Raw genomic sequence first — 19,894 nt, 5'->3', positions numbered from 1 at the left:
TTCAGGCCAGGCCGAAGGCGGCGGCCGCAGCCGCTGCGAGCGGATCGATGAAGACCAGCGCCACCAGAACCACGGGGAAGGTGAACAGCGCCAGGCTAAGGGCGATGACTCGCGCCTCTACCGGTGGCGTATCAGTGGCGCCGGCCGAGGCGTCGAACCACATCACCTTGATCAGTCGCAGATAATAGAAGGCCGCGACCACGCTACCGACCAGGGCGATGACCGCGACCACGCCGAGGCCTGCGCCAATGGCGGCCTTGAACACGTAGAACTTGGCCCAGAACCCTGAGAAGGGCGGAAGCCCGAGGGCGGACAGCGCAAAGGCGCTCATGGCCAAGGCGATGCCAGGGCGCTCCTTGAACAGGCCCGCCATGTCGGAGATCGTCTCCATGGGACGGCCATCGCGCGACAGGGCCGCGAGGCAGGCGAAGAAGCCCGTCACGTCGACCATGTAGAGCACCATGAAGACCAGCATGGCTTGAACGCCGGCGGCGTCCCCAGAGGCCAGGCCCAGGACCGCATAGCCAATATTGGCGATGGAGGAATAGGCCCAGAGACGCTTCAGGTTGGTCTGGACAAGACCGGCGAAGGCGCCGACCGCGACCGAGGCCAGCGCCACGATCACCAGGATCTGAGCCCACTGCTCGGCGGCGCCGCCAAAGCCCTCGGCCAGGACACGGGCCAGCAGCACCATGGCCGCCATCTTGGGGGCCGCGCCAAAGAAGGCCACAACCGGGGTCGGGGCGCCCTCATAGACGTCAGGGGTCCACATGTGGAACGGGGCGGCTGAGATCTTGAAGGCCAGACCGCAGATCAGGAAGACCAGGCCAAACAGCACGCCGACATTGGCCCCGCCCTCGACGGACTGCGCGATGATGTCGAAATGCGTGGAGCCGGCGAAGCCATAGATCAGTGAGGCGCCGTACAGCAGCAGGCCGGAGGACAGAGCGCCGAGCACGAAATACTTCAGGCCGGCTTCGGAGGCCTTGGCGTTGTCGCGGTGGATCGCCGCCAGGACGTAGAGCGCCAGGGAGTGGAGTTCGACCCCGATATAGAGCGAGATCAGATCGCCCGCCGAGGCCATCATGCCCATGCCGAGCGCGGCCAGGACGATCAGGATCGGGAACTCGAAATTGTTCACGCCCCGGCGTTGGAACCACGGTTGGCCGAGAGGGATGGCGATGGCGCTGGCGGCGTAGATGGCCACCTTGGCGAAGGCCGAAGCCTGATCGGCGATCAGTCCGCCGGAGAATCCACGGCCCATGGGGCCGAGAACGGCGGCCGCGCCGGCGGCCACCAGCAGGGCCACAGCCGCAAGGCTGAACACCATGTTGGCCCGGCTTTGAAAGGCGCCCCACACCAGCAGGGCGAGGGCGCCTACGGCCAGGATCACCTCGGGTAGGGCGAGGCTCAGATCAGCGGAAAAATTCATCGCAAAAGCCCCCTCACCCGCCGGTCGCAGCGCGGTAGACCGCGACCAGATTGTCGACCGAGGCCTGGGTGATATCGAAAACGGCGGCCGGATAGATGCCGAGATAGAGGGTGCCGATGATCAGGGGGGCGAAGATCGCCACCTCCCGCCAGTTCAGGTCCTTGATCTCGGCCAGGGCCGGATTGGTGATCTCGCCAAACACCACCCGCCGGTAGAGGCTAAGGGCGTAGACGGCCGAGAGAATGACGCCGCTGGCCGCCACGATGGCCGCCCAGGTCGAGGCCTGATAGGCGCCGGTCATGGTCAGGATCTCGCCCACAAAGCCCGAGGTGCCAGGCAGGCCGACATTGCCCATGGTGAACAAGAGGAAGATCGCCGCGTACCAGGGCATCCGGTTCACCAACCCGCCATAGAAGGCGATCTCGCGGGTGTGCATCCGGTCATAGACCACGCCGACACAGAGGAAGAGGGCGCCGGAGATCAGGCCGTGGCTGACCATCTGGAAGATGGCCCCCTGCTCGCCCTGGGCGTTGCCCGAGAAGATGCCCAGGGTCACGAAGCCCATGTGGGCCACGGACGAATAGGCGATCAGCTTCTTGATGTCGGTCTGCCGGAAGGCCACCAGCGAGGTGTAGACGATGGCGATCACCGACAGGGCGAAGACCAGGGGCGTAAAATAGGCCGAGGCGTCGGGGAACATGGGCAGCGAGAAGCGCATGAAGCCATAGCCGCCCATCTTCAGCAGCACGCCGGCCAGGATCACCGAGCCTGCGGTTGGCGCTTCCACGTGGGCGTCGGGCAGCCAGGTGTGCACCGGCCACATGGGCATCTTCACCGCGAACGATGCGAAGAAGGCCAGCCACAGCCAGATCTGGATCTCCTGACCGAAGTCATAGGTCATGAGTTCGGGGATCGAGGAGGTGCCGGTGATGCCGATCATGCCCAGCACCGCGGCCAGCATCAGCACCGAACCCAGCAGGGTGTAGAGGAAGAACTTGAAGGCCGCATAGACCCGGTTCTTGCCGCCCCAGACCCCGATGATCAGGAACATCGGCGCCAGGCCGAACTCAAAGAACAGATAGAAGAGGATCAGGTCCAGCGCGCAGAACACGCCAATGACCAGGGTCTCCAGCGCCAGAAAGGCGATGAGATATTCCTCGATGCGGTGCTCGATCGAACGCCAGGAGGCGGCGATGCAGAGCGGCATCAGGAAGGCGGTGAGGACCACGAACAGCACCGAAATGCCGTCCACACCCATCCGGTAGTGGAGCCCGGCGAACCAGGCGAAGTCCTCGACAAACTGGAAGTCGGCCGTGGTGCGGTCGAACAGACCGAGCATGACCAGGGACAGGGCCAGGGTCACCAGTGTGGTGACCAGCGCGATCCACTTGGCCAGTTCAGCTGACCGCGGACTGCCCGAGGGCGCCACGAAGCGCAGGGCCAGGATGGCCGCGACGCCCGCCAGCGGCGCATAGGTGATGAGGGAGAGAATGCCAGTCATGACCTATCCCCGCCTCAAGCGCGCCAGAACGCGAGCGCGACGGCCAGAAGCCCCGCCACGCCAAGCAACATCACAAATGCATAGTGGTAGACGAAGCCGGTCTGCAGCTTGCCGGTCCGCCGGCCAACCGCCGCCGAAACAGCCGCCACGCCATTGGGGCCCAGTCCGTCGATAATCTTCTGGTCTCCGACCTTCCAGAAAAGGTCGCCCAGACCGCGGGCGGCGCGGACAAAGGTGGCGTTGTACAGCTCGTCGAAGAACCACTTATTGTACAGGAAGCTCCAGACCGGCCCTTCCTTGGCCGCCATCCGGGCGCCCAGGCCCTCACGCAGCACGTAGATGTAGAAGGCGATCGCCAAGCCCAGCATCGAGGCCACCAGGGGCGCATAGAGCACCCAATGCGGCACATGGTGGGCGTGCTCGAGCACATGGTTGGTGGGCGCGGTGAAGATGGCGCCGCGCCAGAACTCCGCCTGATGATCGCCCACGAAATGCTCGACGAAGGCGAAACCGGCGGCCACGGCGCCCAGGGCGAGCAGCAGCAGCGGAACGATCATCACCAAGGGGCTCTCGTGCGGGGTATGGGCGTGGTGATGCCCATGGTCGTGAGCGTCCGGCAACGGCTCATCGTGGGTCTCATGCTGAGCCGGAGCATGGGCGTGGTCGTCATGGGGCTCGTGACCCCATTTGGCGTGGCCATGGAAGGTCATGAAGGCCAGGCGCCACGAATAGTAGGCGGTCAGCCCCGCCGCCAGGATGCCGATCACAAAGGCGAAGTAGGCGATGCCGTTCTCTTCACCGGCGGCGTAGGCCGCCTCGATGATCGTGTCCTTGGAATAGAAGCCGGCGAAGCCAAGGTGCAGGTCAGGGATGCCGAAGCCGGTGATGGCCAGGGTGCCGATGACCATCACCGCATAGGTGACCGGCAGCAGCTTCCACAGGGCGCCCATCTTCCGCATGTCCTGCTCGTGGTGCATGCCATGGATCACCGAGCCGGCGCCGAGGAACAGCAGGGCCTTGAAGAAGGCGTGGGTGAACAGGTGGAACATGGCCGCCTGATAGGCGCCGACGCCGGCGGCGAAGAACATGTAGCCGAGCTGCGAACAGGTCGAATAGGCGATGACCCGCTTGATGTCGTTCTGCGCCAAGCCGACCGTGGCCGCGAAGAGCGCGGTGATCGCCCCGACCAGGGTGACGATCTGCTTGGTGACCGGGGCGTATTCGAACATCGGCGACAGCAGGCAGACCATATAGACGCCCGCCGTCACCATGGTGGCGGCGTGGATCAGGGCCGAGACCGGCGTCGGGCCTTCCATGGCGTCGGGCAGCCAGGTGTGCAGGAAGAACTGGGCCGACTTGCCCATGGCGCCGATGAACAGCAGGGCGCAGGCCAGGTCCATGGCGCGCCAGGTCTGGCCAGCGAACTGCCAGCCGACAGCGGCGAATTCCTCGACCCGCGGGAAGATCTCGGCGAACTCGATGGTGCCGAACATCCAGAAGACGGTGATGATGCCCAGGGCGAAGCCGAAGTCGCCCACCCGGTTGACCACGAACGCCTTGATGGAGGCGGCGTTGGCCGTGGGCTTCTTGAACCAGAAGCCGATCAGCAGGTAGCTGGCCAGCCCCACCCCTTCCCAGCCGAAGAACAGCTGCATGAAGTCGGCGGCCGTCACCAAGGCCAACATGGCGAAGGTGAACAGCGACAGGTAGGCGAAGAAGCGCGGCCGGGAGTCGTCCTCGGCCATGTAGCCCCACGAATAGACGTGAACCAGGGCCGAGACCGAGGTGACGACTATCAGCATCACCGCCGAGAGCCCGTCGATACGGATCGACCAGGCCGACTGGAAGTCGCCGACATTGATGAAGGGCAACAGGGTGAGCGTGAAGGCCTCAAGCCCCCCCCAGGTCCACTGGATGAAGAGGGTCCAGGACAGGATGCAGGCGAGGATCAGCAGGCCCGTAGTCACGGCCTGGGAGGCGAAATCGCCGATGCGGCGGCCAAACAGACCCGCGATCAGGGCGCCCAGGAGGGGCGCAAAGACCAGAGTGATGGCGATAGACTGAGGGGTCATGGGCTCCGTCAGCCTTTCATCACGGCGGCGTCGTCCACGGCGATGCCGCCGCGGTTGCGGAAGAAGGTGACGAGGATGGCCAGGCCCACAGCCGCCTCGGCGGCGGCCACGGTCAGGACGAACATGGCGAAGATCTGCCCCACCACGTCATGCAGGTAGGCGGAGAAGGCGACGAAATTGATGTTCACCGCCAGGAGGATGAGCTCGATCGACATCAGGATGACGATGACGTTCTTGCGGTTCACGAAGATCCCGAAGACCCCGATCGTGAACAGGATGGCGGCGACCGCCAGATAGTGACTGAGCCCGATGGTCATTCGCCCATCCCTTCGCCCGGCTTGATCTGAACGGTGCGCATGCCGCTCTCGGCCGTGCGCGCCACCTGGTCGGAGATCACCTGGCGGCGGACGCCGGGCTTGTGGCGCAGGGTCAGGACGATGGCGCCGATCATGGCCACCAGCAGCACCAGCCCCGCGGCCTGGAAGAAGTAGACATAGTCGGTGTAGAGCACCCGGCCGATGGTCTCGGTGTTGGACAGGCCGTCCAGGGCCGACATCGGCTCGCGAACTCCGCTGGCCGCCCCGCCCCGGGCCACCGCCGTGGCGACGATGATCATCTCAATCGCCAGAATGCCGCCCACTAAGGCGCCGACAGGCGCGTAGCGAGCGAAGCCCTGCTTCAAGGCTCCAAAGTCCACATCGAGCATCATGACGACGAAGAGGAACAACACCGCGACGGCGCCCACATAGACGACCACCAGCAGCATCGCCAGGAACTCCGCCCCCAGCAGCAGGAAGAGGCCTGCGGCTGAAAAGAAGGTCAGGATGAGGAACAGCACCGAGTGCACGGGATTCCTGACGGACACCACGGCCAGACCGGAGCCGATCGTGACTGTCGCCAGCAGATAGAATGCGATCGCCTGCAAGGCCATGACGGCTCTACTTTCGCCCCTCAATCATCAGGTTGGTCCGCCCGCAGGGCGCTTGGCCCCGGTCGGACGCCAACGTCCAAAAGCCCCGGAATCGCGCCTGTCTCTTAGCGATAGGGCGCGTCGAGTTCCAGGTTCTTCGCGATCTCCCGCTCCCAACGGTCCCCGTTGTCGAGCAAGCGATCCTTTTCGTAATAGAGCTCTTCGCGCGTCTCGGTGGCGAACTCCAGGTTCGGTCCCTCGACGATGGCGTCCACCGGGCAGGCCTCCTGGCACAGGCCGCAGTAGATGCACTTGACCATGTCGATGTCGTAGCGGGTCGTCCGGCGGCTGCCGTCGTCCCGGGGCTCGGCCTCGATGGTGATCGCCTGGGCCGGGCAGATGGCCTCGCAGAGTTTGCAGGCGATGCAGCGCTCTTCCCCATTGGGATAGCGACGCAGGGCGTGCTCGCCGCGGAAACGGGGCGACTGCGGGTTGCGCTCGTTCGGATAGATGACGGTCGCCTTGGGGCGCATCATGTACTTCATGCCCAGGCCAAAGGCCCCGATGAAGTCCATCAGCGCCGCGCCCTTGGCGGCCTGGCTGATACGGGCGGCGAAACTCATCAGATCGCTCCTTGGGCCGGGCCAAACACCCGCCAGGCGGCGACCAGCACCACGGCCACCAGGGAGAAGGGCAGGAACACCTTCCACCCCAGGCGCATCAGCTGGTCATAGCGGTAGCGCGGCACGATCGCCTTCACCATGGCGATCAGGAAGAAGAAGAACACCGTCTTGGCGAAGAACCACATGAAGCCAAAGAAGCTCTGCGCGGTGGCCGGCCAGCTCTCGATGAACGGCGTCGGGAACGGCGCCTGCCACCCGCCGAAGAACAGGATGGTGATGATGGCGCACATCAGCACGATGTTGGCGTACTCGCCGATCATGAACAGCAGGTACGGGGTCGAGGAGTATTCCACCTGATAGCCGGCCACGAGCTCAGACTCGGCTTCGGGCAGGTCAAAGGGCGGGCGGTTGGTCTCAGCCAGGGCCGAGATGAAGAATACGACCGCCATGGGGACCATGATCAGGATCATCGGCAGGTTGGAAAGGCCGCCGCCGAACACGTACCAGTTCCAGAATCCGCCGCCCTGCTGCTCAACAATGGTCTGCAGGTTCATGGTGCCGGCCAGCAGGATCACCGTGATGATCACAAAGCCGATGGAGACCTCGTAGCTGACCATCTGGGCGGCTGACCGTAGGCTGCCCAGGAAGGGGTATTTCGAGTTGGACGCCCAGCCGCCCATGATGATGCCGTAGACGCCGAGCGAGCTGATCGCCAGCAGGTAGAGGACGCCGACATTGATGTCGGAGACCACCCAGCCCGGCGCCAGGGGCACCACGGCCCAGGCGGCGAAGGCCAGGACGAAGCTGATCAGGGGGGCCAGGATGAAGACCACCTTGTCGGCCCCGTCAGGAATGACGATCTCCTTCAGGACGAACTTCAGGAAGTCGGCGAAGGACTGCAGCAGGCCGAAAGGACCCACGACGTTGGGCCCCTTGCGCATCTGCACGCCGGCCCAGATCTTGCGGTCAGCCAGCAGCAGGAAGGCCAGGGACAGCAGGATCCAGATCATCACGGCCAGGATCTGGCCCACGGTGATCAAGGTCCAGCCGCCCGGCGTCGCCCAGAAACTTGTGGTGGCGTCCATGCCCTACTCCGCGGCGATCTTTTCGGCGCCCGGCACGAGCGCCTGGCACTCGGCCATGGTCACGCTGGCGCGTGCGATCGGGTTGGTCAGATAGAAGGCCTTCACCGGGCTGGCGAAGGGCGCATCCGAAAGCGCGCCCTCCCCGCCCAGAGCCGACAGGTCCAGGGCGCCGGGCGCCTCAGGCACATAGTCGATTCGGCCGAAGGTGGGGTGATCGGCGAACAGGCGGGCGCGCAGCTGGTCGAGGCTGTCATAGGGCAGCTTGGCGTCCAGCAGCTCGGAGAGCGCCCGCAGGATGGCCCAGTCTTCCTTGGCCTCGCCCTTGGGGAAGACCGAACGCTCGCCGCGCTGCACACGGCCCTCAGTGTTCACGTAGAGGCCGTTCTTCTCGGTGTAGGCTGCGCCCGGCAGGATGACGTCGGCCCGGTGAGCGCCCGCGTCCCCATGGGTCCCCATATAGACGACGAAGGCGTCGGTGGCCGACAGGTCGATCTCGTCGGCGCCCATGAGGAACAGCAGGTCGGCGCCGCCCTTGGCGGTGAGCTCCAGGGCCGTCTTGCCGCCGGCCTTGGGCACAAAGCCGAGATCGAGGCCGCCGACCCGGGCCGCGGCGGTATGCAGCACATTCCAGGTCGCCTTGAAGGTCTGGGCCACACTGGCGGCGGCCTTGACGACGGCGCCGCCATCGGTGCGGGCCAGAGCCCCAGCGCCGACGATGATCGCGGCCTTCTCGGCCCCCTTGAACGCCTTGGCGAAGTCGCTCCGGGACTTGGCGAGACCCATGAGGGTCTCAGGCCCGGCGCCGAGATAGTCATAGCTGTAGGACAGGTCGGCCTGTTCGCCGATCACACCGATCCGCAGGGCGCCGGCCAGCCAGCGCTTGCGCAGGCGGGCGTTGAACACCGGGGCTTCCAGGCGGGGATTGGTCCCCACCAGCAGGATCACGTCAGCGTCTTCGATGCCGGCGATGGTCGAGTTGAGCAGCCAGCTTTCCCGGGGCCCGTCGCCCAGGGCCATGCCGTCCTGGCGGCAGTCAAGGCTGGTCACGCCCAGCCCGCCGAACAGGTCCAGCGCCGCCTTCATGGATTCGGCGTCCTGCAGGTCACCGGCGATCACACCCATGCGGTCGGGCGACGTCGCCTTTACCTTGGCGGCTACGGTCTGCAGGGCTTCGGTCCAGGTCGCGGGGCGCAGCTTGCCACTCTCGCGGATGTAGGGGCGGTCCAGGCGTTGCCGCGACAGGCCATCGACGGCGTAGCGGGTCTTGTCGCTGATCCACTCTTCGTTGACGTCGTCATTGATGCGCGGCAGCACGCGAAGCACGGCCGGGCCGCGAGCGTCCACGCGGATGGCCGAACCCAGGGCGTCCATGACGTCGATGCTCTCGGTCTTCTTCAGCTCCCAGGGCCGCGCATTGAAGGCGTAAGGCTTGGAGGTCAGCGCGCCGACCGGGCACAGGTCGATGACGTTGGCGCTGAGTTCCGAGGTCACCGCCGCGTCGAGATAGGTGGTGATTTCAACGTCTTCGCCCCGGGAGATCAGGCCGATCTCCGGCACGCCGGCCACTTCGGTGATGAAGCGGACGCAGCGGGTGCACTGGATGCAGCGGGTCATCACTGTCTTGATGAGCGGCCCCATGAACTTCTCTTCGACCGCGCGCTTGTTCTCGCCATAGCGGGAATCGTCGCGGCCATAGCCCATGGCCTGGTCCTGCAGGTCGCACTCGCCGCCCTGGTCGCAGATCGGGCAGTCGAGCGGATGGTTGATCAGCAGGAATTCCATCACCCCGTGACGGGCCTTCTTGACCATCGGCGTGTCGGTGAAGATCTCCTGGCCCTCGGCGGCCGGCAGGGCGCAGGAGGCCTGCGGCTTGGGCGGACCAGGCTTCACCTCGACCAGGCACATGCGGCAGTTGCCGGCGATGGACAGGCGCTCGTGATAGCAGAAACGCGGGATTTCCTTCCCAGCCAGCTCCGCCACCTGCAGCACTGTCATGCCGGGTTCGAACTCGACCTCGACGCCGTCGACCTTTGCGATGGGCATGTGTTTTACTCCGCCGCCACGAGCGTGGCGCCCTGCACGTGCGGGCGTCCGGCGCGGTACTGGGTGATGCGATCCTCCACCTCATGGCGGAAGTGGCGGAAGAGGCCCTGGATCGGCCAGGCGGCGGCGTCGCCGAGGCCGCAGATCGTGTGACCTTCCACCTGCGATGCGACGTCGAGCAGCATGTCGATCTCGGCCATGTCGGCCTCGCCCGTCACCATCCGCTCCATGACCCGCCACATCCAGCCGGTGCCTTCGCGGCACGGGGTGCACTGGCCGCAGCTCTCATGCTTGTAGAAATAGGACAGTCGGGCGATCGACTTCACGATGTCGGCGTCCTTGTCCATGACGATGACCGCCGCCGTGCCGAGGCCCGAGCGCATCTCGCGCAGGGAGTCGAAGTCCATCAGCGCGGTCTCGGCCATCTCGGCGGTGATCATCGGCACCGACGAGCCGCCGGGAATGATCGCCTTCAGATTGCCCCAGCCGCCCCGAATCCCACCGCAATGCTCTTCGAGGAGCTGGCGCAGGGGGATCGACATGGTCTCTTCGACCACGCAGGGCCGGTTCACATGACCGGAAATGGCCATCAGCTTGGTGCCGGTATTGTTGGGCCGGCCAAAACCCGCGAACCACTCCGCCCCGCGGCGCAGGATCGAGCCGACCGTGGCGATGGTCTCGACATTGTTGATGGTGGTCGGGCAGCCATAGATGCCAGCGCCGGCCGGGAACGGGGGTTTGAGTCGCGGCTGCCCCTTCTTGCCTTCGAGGCTTTCCATCAGGGCGGTTTCGTCGCCGCAGATATAGGCCCCGCCCCCGTGGGTCACATAGAGTTCGAAGTCCCAACCGTGGACATTGTCCTTGCCGATCAGACGAGCCTCATAGGCCTGCTTGATGGCGGCCTCCAGGCGCTCGCGCTCGAAGACATATTCGCCACGGATGTAGATGTAGCAGGCGTGGGCGCGGATCGCGTAGCTGGCGATCAGGCAGCCCTCGATCAACAGATGCGGATCGTTGCGCAGGATCTCGCGGTCCTTGCAGGTGCCCGGCTCAGACTCATCGGCGTTGACCACCAGGAAGTGCGGGCGCTCGCTCTCCTGCTTGGGCATGAAGGTCCACTTCAGGCCGGTGCCGAAGCCCGCCCCGCCGCGACCGCGCAGGCCGGAATTCTTGACCTGATCGCAGATCCACTCCGGGGTCTGCGACAGGATTTCACGCACGCCGTTCCAGGCGCCGCGCCGCTTCGCGCCCTCAAGCCCGAAGTCGTGCAGGCCATAGAGGTTCGTGAAGATGCGGTCCTTGTCTTCGAGAATCCCGACCACGCCCCTCAAACTCCTTCTTTCGCGCGCCGGAAGGCGGCGATGAACCAGATCTGCGCCGCGAACCCCGCAGCCAGAGCGACGCCGAAGATGGCGAACAGCCAGTCCTGGCCTGAGATCAGCGCCCCGATCACCGCGGCCACGGCGATCGCCACACAAACGCCGTTGATCACCGCCATGCGCATGAATCGCGTCTTGATGCCTGCGTCTGCGCTCACGCCGTCGGCTCCGCCTTGGCTGTCGCCTTAGGCGCAGCATTCGGAATCTTCTTCAGCGGCTTGGCGGCTGAGCCGTCATAGAGCGCCGGATCAGACAGGGTCAGAGCCCCGCCCTCAGGCGCGGAACCCTGGCGTTTCACAGCCGAGCCCGGCGCTGGCGCCTTGCCGGCCGCAAAATCGTCCAGCAGCGCCTCGAAGCTCTCGGGCGTCAGGTCTTCGTAGTAATAGTCGTTGATGGCGGCCATGGGGGCGTTGGCGCAGGCGCCGAGGCATTCCACCTCCTGCCAGGTGAACTTGCCGTCGGCCGACAGGTGATCCTTCGCGCCGATCTTGCGCTTGCAGACCGCCATCAGGCTCTCGGACCCGCGCAGTTGGCAAGGCGTGGTGCCGCAGACCTGGACCAGGGCGACGCTGCCCACAGGCTCCAGCATGAACATGGTGTAGAAGGTCGCGACCTCCAGCACCCGGATGCGGGCCATGCCCAGCATCTCGGCCACCAGGCGAATGGCTGGCTCGCTGACCCAGCCGTCCTGCTTCTGAATCAGCCACAGGATCGGGATGACCGCCGACTGCTGGCGGCCTTGCGGGAACTTGGCGATCCACCACTTGGCCTTCTCCAGCGTCTCAGGCTGGAAGGCGAAACTGGCAGGCTGATTGGGCGAAAGACGACGAACGCTCACTTGCCCCTCACTTGACGAAGTCGATGCGGGCGATCTTGCCGCCGGCGATGGTGTAGATGGCCGCCACTTCGAAGCTCACTGGCCCAGGCTGGCGATAGACGCGCTCGTGGTCGATCACCCGGTCACCGATCACCACGCGATGGGCGAGTTCGGCGCGGTTCTGCGGGTGCTCGGCGAACAGGGCCACGTGCCTGGCCCGAAAGGCCTCAAGCCCGTCGACGGTCACCGCGCCATTGAAGTCGGCCACGATCAGATCCTGGGCGAAGAAGCCGCACAGGGCGTCCACGTCCTGGGCGTTGTAGGCGTCAAGCTGGCCCTGGGCGAGATCGGACGGCGTGGGCGTTGCGGTCGCATTCATCGGTCGATCTCCCCGAACACGATATCGAGCGAGCCGAGAATGGCCGAGACGTCAGCCAGCATGTGGCCGCGGTTGATCCAGTCCATGGCCTGCAGGTGGGGATAGCCCGGCGCGCGGATCTTGCACTTGTAGGGCTTGTTGGAGCCGTCCGAGACCAGGAAGACGCCGAACTCGCCCTTCGGGGCTTCGACGCAGGCATAGACCTCGCCGGCCGGCGTCCGGTAGCCTTCGGTGAACAGCTTGAAGTGATGGATGAGCGCCTCCATCGAGCGCTTCATCTCGCCGCGCCGCGGCGCGCCGATCTTGTTGTCCTCGATCAGCACCGGGCCTGGCGTCTTTTCGAGGCGATCACAGCACTGCTTCATGATGCGGACCGACTGGCGCATCTCTTCCATCCGGCAGAGGTAGCGGTCGTAGCAGTCGCCGTTCACCCCAAGCGGAATGTCGAATTCGAGCTCGTTGTAGCACTCGTAGGGCTGGTTGCGGCGCAAGTCCCAGGCGATGCCCGAGCCACGAACCATGACGCCGGAAAAGCCCCAATCCAGAGCCTCCTGCTTGCTGACCACGCCGATATCGACATTGCGCTGCTTAAAGATGCGGTTGCCGGTGATCAGGCTGTCGATGTCTTTGAGCGCCCTGGGGAAGGCGTCGCACCAAGACGAGATGTCGGCCACCAGGGCCGGCGGGAGGTCCTGACGCACGCCGCCGACGCGGAAATAGTTGGCGTGCAGGCGCGCGCCCGAAGCCCGCTCATAGAAGACCATGAGCTTTTCGCGCTCTTCGAAACCCCAGAGCGGCGGGGTAAGCGCGCCGACATCCATGGCCTGGGTAGTGACGTTGAGCAGGTGGTTCAGAATCCGGCCGATTTCCGAGTAGAGCACCCGGATCAGCTGCGCCCGATAGGGAACCTCGACGGCCAGCAACTTCTCGATGGCGAGCACATAGGCGTGCTCCTGGTTCATCGGGGCCACATAGTCCAGGCGATCGAAATAGGGGATCGTCTGCTGATAGGGCCGGTACTCCATCAGCTTTTCGGTGCCGCGATGAAGCAGGCCCACATGGGGGTCCACCCGCTCGACGACTTCGCCGTCCAGCTCCAGGATCAGGCGCAGCACCCCGTGCGCGGCCGGATGCTGGGGACCGAAGTTGATGGTGAACTTACGAATCTCGGTTTCGGTCGAGGGGCTGTGGGCCAGCTGGGCCTCGGAGGCGGGGACGACTTCGCCGGTCATGCCTTGGGCTCCGCCTTTTCGTCGCCCGGAAGGGCGGCGAAGCCGCGCTCGGCGCCTTCCCAGGGGCTGAGGAAGTCCCAGTTGCGCCACTCGGTCATCTTGATCGGCTCATAGACCACGCGCTTGAGCTCGTCGTCATAGCGCAGCTCCACATAGCCGCTCATGGGGAAGTCCTTGCGCAGCGGGTGGCCGTGGAAGCCATAGTCGGTGAGGATGCGGCGCAGGTCCGGATGGCCTTCGAAGAAGACCCCGTACATGTCGAAGGCCTCGCGCTCATACCAGTTGGCGCAAGGGTAAGCCGGCGTCGCGGTGGGGACCGGAGTATCCTCGTCGGTCACCAGCTTGATCCGCACGCGCAGGTTCTTGCTCATCGACAGCAGGTGATAGACCACCTCGAAGCGCTTCTCGCGCTCGGGGTAATCCACCGCGGTCAGGTCGACCAACACCTCAAACCTGTAATCAGGATGGTCGCGCAGGAAGGTCAGAGCCTCGACGATCCGCGGCAGCGGCGCCGTCAGGCTGAGCTCATCAAAGGCCACCTGAGCGCTGGTCAGCGACCCGGCGCTGTTGGCGACCATGGCCTGGCCGAGAACCTGCAGGTCGGTGGCGGAAACGGGCCAGCTCATCGCTCGATCGTCCCGGTGCGGCGGATCTTCTTCTGAAGCTGCAGCACGCCGTAGACCAGCGCCTCGGCGGTCGGCGGGCAACCCGGGACATAGATGTCCACCGGCACAATCCGGTCACAGCCGCGAACGACGGAGTAGCTGAAATAGTAGTAGCCGCCGCCATTGGCGCAGGAGCCCATGGAGATGACGTAGCGGGGCTCTGGCATCTGGTCGTAGACCTTGCGCAGGGCTGGAGCCATCTTGTTACACAGGGTGCCGGCCACGATCATCACGTCCGACTGGCGCGGGCTGGCCCGCGGCGCAAAGCCGTAGCGCTCCAGGTCATAGCGCGGCATCGAGGCCTGCATCATTTCCACCGCGCAGCAGGCCAGGCCGAAGGTCATCCACATGAGCGAGCCGGTGCGCGCCCAGGTGATCAGGTCATCGGCGGCCGCGGTGATGAAGCCCTTGTCGGCCAGCTGATCGTTGACCCCATCGAAGAAGGGGTCGTGGACCTTGGGATCATAGCCCTCGACGGTCGCCCGGGCGGCCGAATTGGCCGGAACGATCACTCCCATTCGAGGGCCCCCTTCTTCCATTCATAGATGAATCCCACCGTCAGGATGCCCAGGAAGCTCATCATCGACCAGAAGGCGAACTGCATGGCTTCGGTGGGCAGGTTCATCAGGCTGACGGCCCAGGGGAACAGGAACGCGACTTCCAGGTCGAAGATGATGAAGAGGATCGACACCAGATAGAAGCGGACGTCGAACTTCATCCGCGCATCGTCAAAGGCGTTGAAGCCGCACTCGTAGGTCGAGAGCTTTTCCGGGTCGGGCGCCTTGGGCGCCAGAACGGCCGCGGCCAGCACGAAGGCCAGGCCCAGGACCGCCGCGATCCCTAAGAAAATCACGATGGGCAGGTACTGCAGAAGGAACGCGTTCATGGAGTCCTCGAAGGAGTCGCGGGCCCTTCTAGACCAGCAATGCGCAGGGTTCAAACAGCGGATTCCGACAACAGAGATACGCCATGGCCACGCCTCCCGCGGCTGCGGCCAGACGTCGCGAGTGGAGCGGCGCGCCTGAGAACCGGGCATTGTTGGGATTATTCTGCGAATGCCTCGCAAGAGCTGCGACGCCGGTTTGCGCGACCTCCCCTGCGGCCTAGGCTGATCGTCCAGCGGGGAGGGGAAATTGACCGCAAGACCCATACTTCACCGGGCGCTCGACGCCATTGAGCGCCTGGGCGACCGCCTGCCCGATCCCGTATTCATCTTCGCCTGGATCATTGGCGCCCTGGTGCTCGCCAGCGTCCTCTGCGCCTGGGTCGGCGTCAGCGCGATCAATCCAGTGGATGGACAGCTCCTCCGCGCCCAGAGCCTGCTCGCCCCGGACAATATCCGCACCCTGCTGGTGGAGATGCCCAGGACTCTCACGGGCTTCGCCCCTCTCGGCTACGTCCTCTTGATCATGCTCGGGGCGGGAATCGCCGAGCGGGTCGGTCTGCTCTCAGCGGCGATTCGCGCCATGATGAGCCGCACCCCCCACAGGCTCGTGACCCCCGTGGTCATCTTTCTGGGCCTGATCGCCAACCACGCCGCCGATACGGGCTTTGTCATCCTCCTGCCCCTGGCAGGCGCGGCCTTCGCTGCGGTTGGCCGCCATCCCGTGGCGGGAATCGCCGCGGCCTTCGCCGGCGTGGTGGGCAGCTTCGCCGGCAATCCCCTGCCCGGTCAGTTCGACGCCCTGATTCTTGGCCTGTCTGAACCCGCCGCCCGGCTGATCGATCCGACCTGGACCGCCAACCTGGTGGGAAACTGGTACTTCACCGCCGCAGCCGCCGTAGTGTTCATTCCCGTCGCCTGGTGGGTGACCGCCAATGTGGTTGAGCCTCGCCTGGGTCCCTGGACACCCCCCGCAGACCTGCCCCCACAGGACGCGCCCTTGTCTACGCAGGAGCGCCGCGCCTTGCGGTGGTCCGGAGTCGCCGTGCTGAGCGTGATGGTCCTCTGGGCCGCGCTCGCGCTGGCGCCCGGTGCGCCCCTCGTCGATGACAGCCTGGAGGGCCCAGGCCGTTGGACCCCGTTCTTCCGGTCGCTGGTCGCCGGGTTCTTCATCCTCTTCCTGGCCGGCGGCCTGACCTATGGCCGGCTGACCGGGCAGATTCGTTCAGACAAGGATGTGGTGCGTCTGGCCTCGGACTCGATGGCGGCCATGGCGCCCTACATCGTGCTCGCCTTCGCCGCCGCCCACTTCATCGCCATGTTCACCTGGTCAAACCTGGGCGTCATCATCGCCATCAATGGGGCGGAGGCCGTGCGAGCCTCCGGCCTGCCGATCCCGGTGTTGCTGATGGCGATCGTTGTCCTGACCGCCGGCCTCGACATGCTGATCGGCTCGGCCTCAGCCAAGTGGGCCGCGCTGGCGCCGGTCCTGGTGCCCATGCTGATGCTGCTGGGGGTGAGCCCCGAGATGACCACGGCCGCCTATCGGATGGGGGATTCCAGCGTGAACATGGCCTCGCCGCTCATGCCCTATTTCGCGCTGGTCCTCGGATTCTGCCAAAGATGGCGGCCAGGCTTTGGCGTCGGCGGCCTGATCAGCGCCATGCTGCCCTACTCGGCGGCGATGATGAGCGCCGGATTGATCCTGGTCGGGCTGTGGTCGGCGCTGGAGTTGCCCCTCGGTCCACAGGCTGGCGTGCATTATTCGCCGCCGCAGGCCACATCATCGCTCGTGCCCAGTTGACACGATTCCGGTCGGGACCTATCAGACGCCCCTCGCGGCGACGCGAGCGCCATATGCGGGTGTAGCTCAGTTGGTTAGAGCGCCGGCCTGTCACGCCGGAGGTCGCGGGTTCGAGTCCCGTCACTCGCGCCATGGTCTTCTTTGAGAAAACCTGGCGCGGGCCCCTCTCCTCAGACGACATCGTTCCTGCCGGGCGAAGAGCTTGGCGAAGGGCTTGATCCGTTCGGCCTTGGCCGAAGCCAGCATCGTGGCCTGGAAGCCGCCTCCGGCCAGGGTGATTAGCTCGATCACGGTCTGATCCGGCGCCGCGGCGCGGTATCGGCTCCATCGTCATAGGTCGGGACGCCGAGCGCCAATATAAGGCTCGCCAGAGGACGAAGCCTCAGACCCCCTGAGCAGCGCGCAGGCGCGTCCGCGTCTCCGGCGGCAACACCATGCCGGACGCCGCCACATTGGCCTCCAGATGGGCCAGACGGGTGGTGCCTGTCACCGCAGCCGACACGCCGGGATGCTCCAGCACATAGGAAAGGCTCGCCTGGGCGGCGCTCATGCCCTCCAGACGCCTCAGAAAGCCGAACCGCTCGGCCAGCAACAGCTCTTCCCGATGGTTCTTCAGGGCGCGGGCCGCGTACCAGAGATCGCGCAGGCCCCTCACCTTTCGGATCTGGCCGTCCACATGCCCCATGGCCAAAGGCATGCCCGCCAGCACCCCCTTGCCCTGCGCCACAGCCGCATCGATGAGCGTTCGGCGCTCTGGCCTCAGAACGTTGTAGTCCAGCATCACCACATCGAGGCTGGGCGCGGCGATGATGGCGGCGATCACGGCGGGATCGAAGCTGTTGGCCCCGAAGGCCGTCACCAGACCCCGATCTCGCAGACGCTCCAGCACGGCGAACAGATCATCATTCAGCTCAGGGACCGCCGGGCCATGCAGTTGAACCAGCTGGAGGTGCTCGACCCCCAGTCGCTTCAGGCTCGCCTCGACGCTGGGGGTGATGGCGGCGGGCGAGAAGTCCCTCCCTGTGCGGCCCCCGCCGGCATGGAAGGTGCCGACCTTGGTGGCGATCACGAGACCATTGGTCACCCGCCCCTTCAGGGCGCGGCCCAATCGCGGCTCAGCCTCGCCCCGGGAGTAGCCCGGCGCGGTGTCGAACAGGGTGATCCCCAGATCGAGGGCGCGATGAACCAGCCGCACCGCCTCATCCTCATCGAACCTGGGCAGGCCCCAATAGCTGGCGCAGCCGAAGCCGATCTCTGAGACGGTGAGCCCGGTTCGGCCCAGGGGACGGTATCGCATGCGTCCTCCGGTCAGGCTGGGCCTTGGACCAATGGTGGGCGGCGAGGGGCTCGAACCCCCGACCCCCTGGGTGTAAACCAGGTGCTCTGACCAACTGAGCTAGCCGCCCTCGCCGGCACTCATACCTGCTCCTGGCGCAGATTCGGAGCCGCTTTTGGGCGATGACGCAAAGAGGGGACGGTCACCTGTGGCGGCCGCCCCCTCTAAAATCCTGCGTATCTCGATCGTCTAACTATTGAGCGCGTTCTTCAGGCCCTCACCTATCCGGAACCGCGCGGTCTGCGAGGCCGGGCGGTTCACGCTCTCGCCGGTGCGCGGATTGCGCGCGACGCCTGCGGCTCGGCTCACCGGCACAAAACTGCCGAAGCCGACGAGACGCACCTCCTGGCCACCCTTGAGCGACCCGGTGACGGAATCGACAAACGCTTCCAGGGCGTCCTTTGCCTGCGACTTGGTGATCCCCGCCTTGTCGGCCATCGCCGAAACCAGTTCAGCCTTGGTCATAGTGGTTTCCTCTCCCTGCCCTTTTTCTGTTTTTCGCGAAGCACCGGCAGCGGCGAACGCCTTCGCGCCAAGGGATTATGCGGGCTAAAGCAGGCGCGTCAAACAAAGCGGCGCGGGGGTGAGCCCGCGCCGCCTGTGGTCTGGTATGGAAGCGCCCCGACCCTAGTGGGTCATGATCGCCTCAGCTTCGCCATCGTCGCCGGCGACCGGCCCCTTGGTCGGAGGCTCGGTCCACTCGATCGGGTCCGGCATCCGGGTCAGGGCGCGGACCAAGACCTCATCCATGGTGTTCACCGGGATGATCTCCAGGGCCTCCTTCACCTTGGCCGGAATGTCCGCCAGGTCTTTTTCGTTCTCCTGCGGGATCAGCACGGTCTTGACCCCCGAACGCAGGGCCGCGAGCAGCTTTTCCTTCAGGCCGCCAATGGCCGTCACCCGGCCACGCAGGGTGACCTCGCCGGTCATGGCGATATCCTTGCGGATCGGTATGCCGGTCAGGACCGAGACGATGGCGGTCGCCATGGCGGCGCCGGCGCTGGGACCATCCTTGGGGGTGGCGCCGTCCGGCACGTGGATGTGAACGTCGGTCTTCTCGAAGGCCGGGGGTTCGATGCCGAACTGGGTGGCCCGGCTGCGGACGTAGGAATTGGCCGCCGCGATGGACTCCTTCATCACGTCCTTCAGGTTGCCCGTGATGGACATGCGCCCCTTGCCCGGCATCTTGACCGCCTCGATGGTCAGGATGTCGCCGCCAAAGTCCGTATAGGCCAGGCCGGTGATGATCCCGACCTGATCCTCGGCGTCCATCTCCCCATACCGGTACTTACGGACCCCGGCGTACTTGGCCAGACGTTCCGGATCGATGGTGATGCTGGTGACGTTTTCCCGGGCGAGATCGCGAACGGTCTTGCGCGCCAGATTGCCCAGTTCCCGCTCCAGCGAACGGACCCCGGCCTCCCGCGTATAGTAGCGGATCAGCTCGCGGATCGTGTCCTCGGAGACCGCGAACTCCTCAGGCGTCAGCCCATGGTCCTTGGTCAGCTTGGGCAGGACGTGGCGCTTGGCGATCTCGACCTTCTCGTCCTCGGTGTAGCCGGGGATGCGGATGATCTCCATGCGATCCAGCTGGGGCTGGGGCATGTTGAGCGAGTTGGCCGTGGTGACGAACATCACAGGCGACAGGTCGTAGTCGACCTCCAGATAGTGGTCGGCGAAGGTCGAGTTCTGCGAGGGATCGAGGACCTCCAACAAGGCTGAGGCTGGGTCGC

The 19,894-nt window shown here is 65.4% G+C and carries 20 protein-coding genes and 2 tRNA genes; 2 read left to right on the top strand and 20 right to left on the bottom strand.

What is annotated here, in order from left to right:
* Position 1: 1 nt before the first annotated feature.
* The 16 genes from nuoN to Q8K84_RS11210 all read right to left on the bottom strand — a co-directional run bounded on the left by nuoN (position 2) and on the right by Q8K84_RS11210 (position 15,024).
* Positions 2-1,432: an NADH-quinone oxidoreductase subunit NuoN gene (gene nuoN, locus Q8K84_RS11285; protein WP_305282713.1), complete on the bottom strand. Its 1,431-nt coding sequence runs from the start codon at positions 1,430-1,432 to the stop codon at positions 2-4.
* Between the two features lie 13 nt (positions 1,433-1,445).
* Positions 1,446-2,933 carry an NADH-quinone oxidoreductase subunit M gene (locus Q8K84_RS11280; protein WP_305282712.1) on the bottom strand — a complete coding sequence of 496 codons (1,488 nt, stop codon included), beginning with the start codon at positions 2,931-2,933 and terminating at the stop codon, positions 1,446-1,448.
* Positions 2,934-2,947: 14 nt separating this feature from the next.
* Positions 2,948-5,005, bottom strand: coding sequence for an NADH-quinone oxidoreductase subunit L (gene nuoL / locus Q8K84_RS11275; protein WP_305282711.1), 2,058 nt, complete (start codon positions 5,003-5,005; stop codon positions 2,948-2,950).
* Positions 5,006-5,013: 8 nt separating this feature from the next.
* Positions 5,014-5,322, bottom strand: coding sequence for an NADH-quinone oxidoreductase subunit NuoK (gene nuoK / locus Q8K84_RS11270; RefSeq protein ID WP_305282709.1), 309 nt, complete (start codon positions 5,320-5,322; stop codon positions 5,014-5,016).
* The gene (locus Q8K84_RS11265; protein ID WP_305282708.1) at positions 5,319-5,936 is read right to left on the bottom strand and encodes an NADH-quinone oxidoreductase subunit J; all 618 of its coding nucleotides are present in this window, start codon (positions 5,934-5,936) and stop codon (positions 5,319-5,321) included. The genes nuoK and Q8K84_RS11265 overlap by 4 nt, the downstream gene beginning before the upstream one ends.
* Positions 5,937-6,040: 104 nt before the next feature.
* Positions 6,041-6,538: an NADH-quinone oxidoreductase subunit NuoI gene (nuoI, locus tag Q8K84_RS11260; RefSeq protein WP_305282707.1), complete on the bottom strand. Its 498-nt coding sequence runs from the start codon at positions 6,536-6,538 to the stop codon at positions 6,041-6,043.
* Positions 6,538-7,623: an NADH-quinone oxidoreductase subunit NuoH gene (gene nuoH / locus Q8K84_RS11255; protein ID WP_305282706.1), complete on the bottom strand. Its 1,086-nt coding sequence runs from the start codon at positions 7,621-7,623 to the stop codon at positions 6,538-6,540. The genes nuoI and nuoH overlap by 1 nt, the downstream gene beginning before the upstream one ends.
* Positions 7,624-7,626: 3 nt before the next feature.
* Entirely contained in the window at positions 7,627-9,666 is a 2,040-nt protein-coding gene (gene nuoG / locus Q8K84_RS11250) for an NADH-quinone oxidoreductase subunit NuoG (protein ID WP_305282705.1), read from the bottom strand.
* A 5-nt stretch (positions 9,667-9,671) separates the two neighbouring features.
* Positions 9,672-10,988 (bottom strand): NADH-quinone oxidoreductase subunit NuoF, encoded by a 1,317-nt coding sequence (nuoF, locus tag Q8K84_RS11245; RefSeq protein ID WP_305282704.1) that lies wholly within the window; start codon positions 10,986-10,988, stop codon positions 9,672-9,674.
* 5 nt (positions 10,989-10,993) lie between these two features.
* Entirely contained in the window at positions 10,994-11,203 is a 210-nt protein-coding gene (locus Q8K84_RS11240; RefSeq protein ID WP_305282703.1) for a hypothetical protein, read from the bottom strand.
* Positions 11,200-11,883, bottom strand: coding sequence for an NADH-quinone oxidoreductase subunit NuoE (nuoE, locus tag Q8K84_RS11235; RefSeq protein ID WP_305282702.1), 684 nt, complete (start codon positions 11,881-11,883; stop codon positions 11,200-11,202). The genes Q8K84_RS11240 and nuoE overlap by 4 nt, the downstream gene beginning before the upstream one ends.
* Before the next feature lie 7 nt (positions 11,884-11,890).
* Positions 11,891-12,241, bottom strand: a complete 351-nt coding sequence (locus Q8K84_RS11230; protein WP_305282701.1) for a nuclear transport factor 2 family protein — start codon at positions 12,239-12,241, stop codon at positions 11,891-11,893.
* Entirely contained in the window at positions 12,238-13,473 is a 1,236-nt protein-coding gene (locus Q8K84_RS11225) for an NADH-quinone oxidoreductase subunit D (protein WP_305282700.1), read from the bottom strand. The genes Q8K84_RS11230 and Q8K84_RS11225 overlap by 4 nt, the downstream gene beginning before the upstream one ends.
* Entirely contained in the window at positions 13,470-14,099 is a 630-nt protein-coding gene (locus tag Q8K84_RS11220; protein ID WP_305282699.1) for an NADH-quinone oxidoreductase subunit C, read from the bottom strand. The genes Q8K84_RS11225 and Q8K84_RS11220 overlap by 4 nt, the downstream gene beginning before the upstream one ends.
* Positions 14,096-14,677, bottom strand: a complete 582-nt coding sequence (locus Q8K84_RS11215) for an NADH-quinone oxidoreductase subunit B family protein (RefSeq protein WP_305282698.1) — start codon at positions 14,675-14,677, stop codon at positions 14,096-14,098. The genes Q8K84_RS11220 and Q8K84_RS11215 overlap by 4 nt, the downstream gene beginning before the upstream one ends.
* On the bottom strand, positions 14,647-15,024 hold the full coding sequence (locus Q8K84_RS11210; RefSeq protein WP_305282697.1) for an NADH-quinone oxidoreductase subunit A: 378 nt from the start codon (positions 15,022-15,024) through the stop codon (positions 14,647-14,649). The genes Q8K84_RS11215 and Q8K84_RS11210 overlap by 31 nt, the downstream gene beginning before the upstream one ends.
* Positions 15,025-15,271: 247 nt before the next feature.
* Between Q8K84_RS11210 and Q8K84_RS11205 the strand changes: the two genes are divergently transcribed.
* Together Q8K84_RS11205 and Q8K84_RS11200 are read left to right on the top strand one after the other, a co-directional pair.
* Positions 15,272-16,825 (top strand): AbgT family transporter, encoded by a 1,554-nt coding sequence (locus tag Q8K84_RS11205; RefSeq protein ID WP_305282696.1) that lies wholly within the window; start codon positions 15,272-15,274, stop codon positions 16,823-16,825.
* A gap of 55 nt (positions 16,826-16,880) precedes the next feature.
* Positions 16,881-16,957 (top strand) — tRNA-Asp (locus Q8K84_RS11200).
* Positions 16,958-17,207: 250 nt separating this feature from the next.
* On the opposite strand, the gene Q8K84_RS11195 is transcribed toward Q8K84_RS11200, so the two are convergent.
* The 4 genes from Q8K84_RS11195 to Q8K84_RS11180 form a co-directional block, all read right to left on the bottom strand.
* Entirely contained in the window at positions 17,208-18,122 is a 915-nt protein-coding gene (locus Q8K84_RS11195; RefSeq protein ID WP_305282695.1) for an aldo/keto reductase, read from the bottom strand.
* A 32-nt stretch (positions 18,123-18,154) separates the two neighbouring features.
* A tRNA-Val gene (locus Q8K84_RS11190) sits at positions 18,155-18,231 on the bottom strand.
* A 119-nt stretch (positions 18,232-18,350) separates the two neighbouring features.
* Positions 18,351-18,626: an HU family DNA-binding protein gene (locus Q8K84_RS11185; RefSeq protein ID WP_304753166.1), complete on the bottom strand. Its 276-nt coding sequence runs from the start codon at positions 18,624-18,626 to the stop codon at positions 18,351-18,353.
* 162 nt (positions 18,627-18,788) lie between these two features.
* A partial coding sequence (locus Q8K84_RS11180) for a S16 family serine protease (RefSeq protein ID WP_305282694.1) occupies positions 18,789-19,894 on the bottom strand: 1,106 nt, incomplete at its 5' end.

The sequence above is a fragment of the Phenylobacterium sp. genome, assembly GCF_030679875.1.
In the GTDB taxonomy this organism is placed as follows: Bacteria; Pseudomonadota; Alphaproteobacteria; order Caulobacterales; family Caulobacteraceae; genus Phenylobacterium.
Note: the sequence above shows the minus strand (reverse complement) of the source record. Positions and strands in the feature narration are given on the sequence as shown.

Excerpts from the sequence above, each read along its gene's own strand:
- nuoN (WP_305282713.1), bottom strand. The coding sequence starts at position 1,432 with ATGAATTTTTCCGCTGATCTGAGCCTCGCCCTACCCGAGGTGATCCTG.
- Q8K84_RS11280 (WP_305282712.1), bottom strand. The coding sequence starts at position 2,933 with ATGACTGGCATTCTCTCCCTCATCACCTATGCGCCGCTGGCGGGCGTC.
- nuoL (WP_305282711.1), bottom strand. The coding sequence starts at position 5,005 with ATGACCCCTCAGTCTATCGCCATCACTCTGGTCTTTGCGCCCCTCCTG.
- nuoK (WP_305282709.1), bottom strand. The coding sequence starts at position 5,322 with ATGACCATCGGGCTCAGTCACTATCTGGCGGTCGCCGCCATCCTGTTC.
- Q8K84_RS11265 (WP_305282708.1), bottom strand. The coding sequence starts at position 5,936 with ATGGCCTTGCAGGCGATCGCATTCTATCTGCTGGCGACAGTCACGATC.
- nuoI (WP_305282707.1), bottom strand. The coding sequence starts at position 6,538 with ATGAGTTTCGCCGCCCGTATCAGCCAGGCCGCCAAGGGCGCGGCGCTG.
- nuoH (WP_305282706.1), bottom strand. The coding sequence starts at position 7,623 with ATGGACGCCACCACAAGTTTCTGGGCGACGCCGGGCGGCTGGACCTTG.
- nuoG (WP_305282705.1), bottom strand. The coding sequence starts at position 9,666 with ATGCCCATCGCAAAGGTCGACGGCGTCGAGGTCGAGTTCGAACCCGGC.
- Q8K84_RS11230 (WP_305282701.1), bottom strand. The coding sequence starts at position 12,241 with ATGAATGCGACCGCAACGCCCACGCCGTCCGATCTCGCCCAGGGCCAG.
- Q8K84_RS11225 (WP_305282700.1), bottom strand. The coding sequence starts at position 13,473 with ATGACCGGCGAAGTCGTCCCCGCCTCCGAGGCCCAGCTGGCCCACAGC.
- Q8K84_RS11220 (WP_305282699.1), bottom strand. The coding sequence starts at position 14,099 with ATGAGCTGGCCCGTTTCCGCCACCGACCTGCAGGTTCTCGGCCAGGCC.
- Q8K84_RS11215 (WP_305282698.1), bottom strand. The coding sequence starts at position 14,677 with ATGGAAGAAGGGGGCCCTCGAATGGGAGTGATCGTTCCGGCCAATTCG.
- Q8K84_RS11210 (WP_305282697.1), bottom strand. The coding sequence starts at position 15,024 with ATGAACGCGTTCCTTCTGCAGTACCTGCCCATCGTGATTTTCTTAGGG.
- Q8K84_RS11195 (WP_305282695.1), bottom strand. The coding sequence starts at position 18,122 with ATGCGATACCGTCCCCTGGGCCGAACCGGGCTCACCGTCTCAGAGATC.
- Q8K84_RS11185 (WP_304753166.1), bottom strand. The coding sequence starts at position 18,626 with ATGACCAAGGCTGAACTGGTTTCGGCGATGGCCGACAAGGCGGGGATC.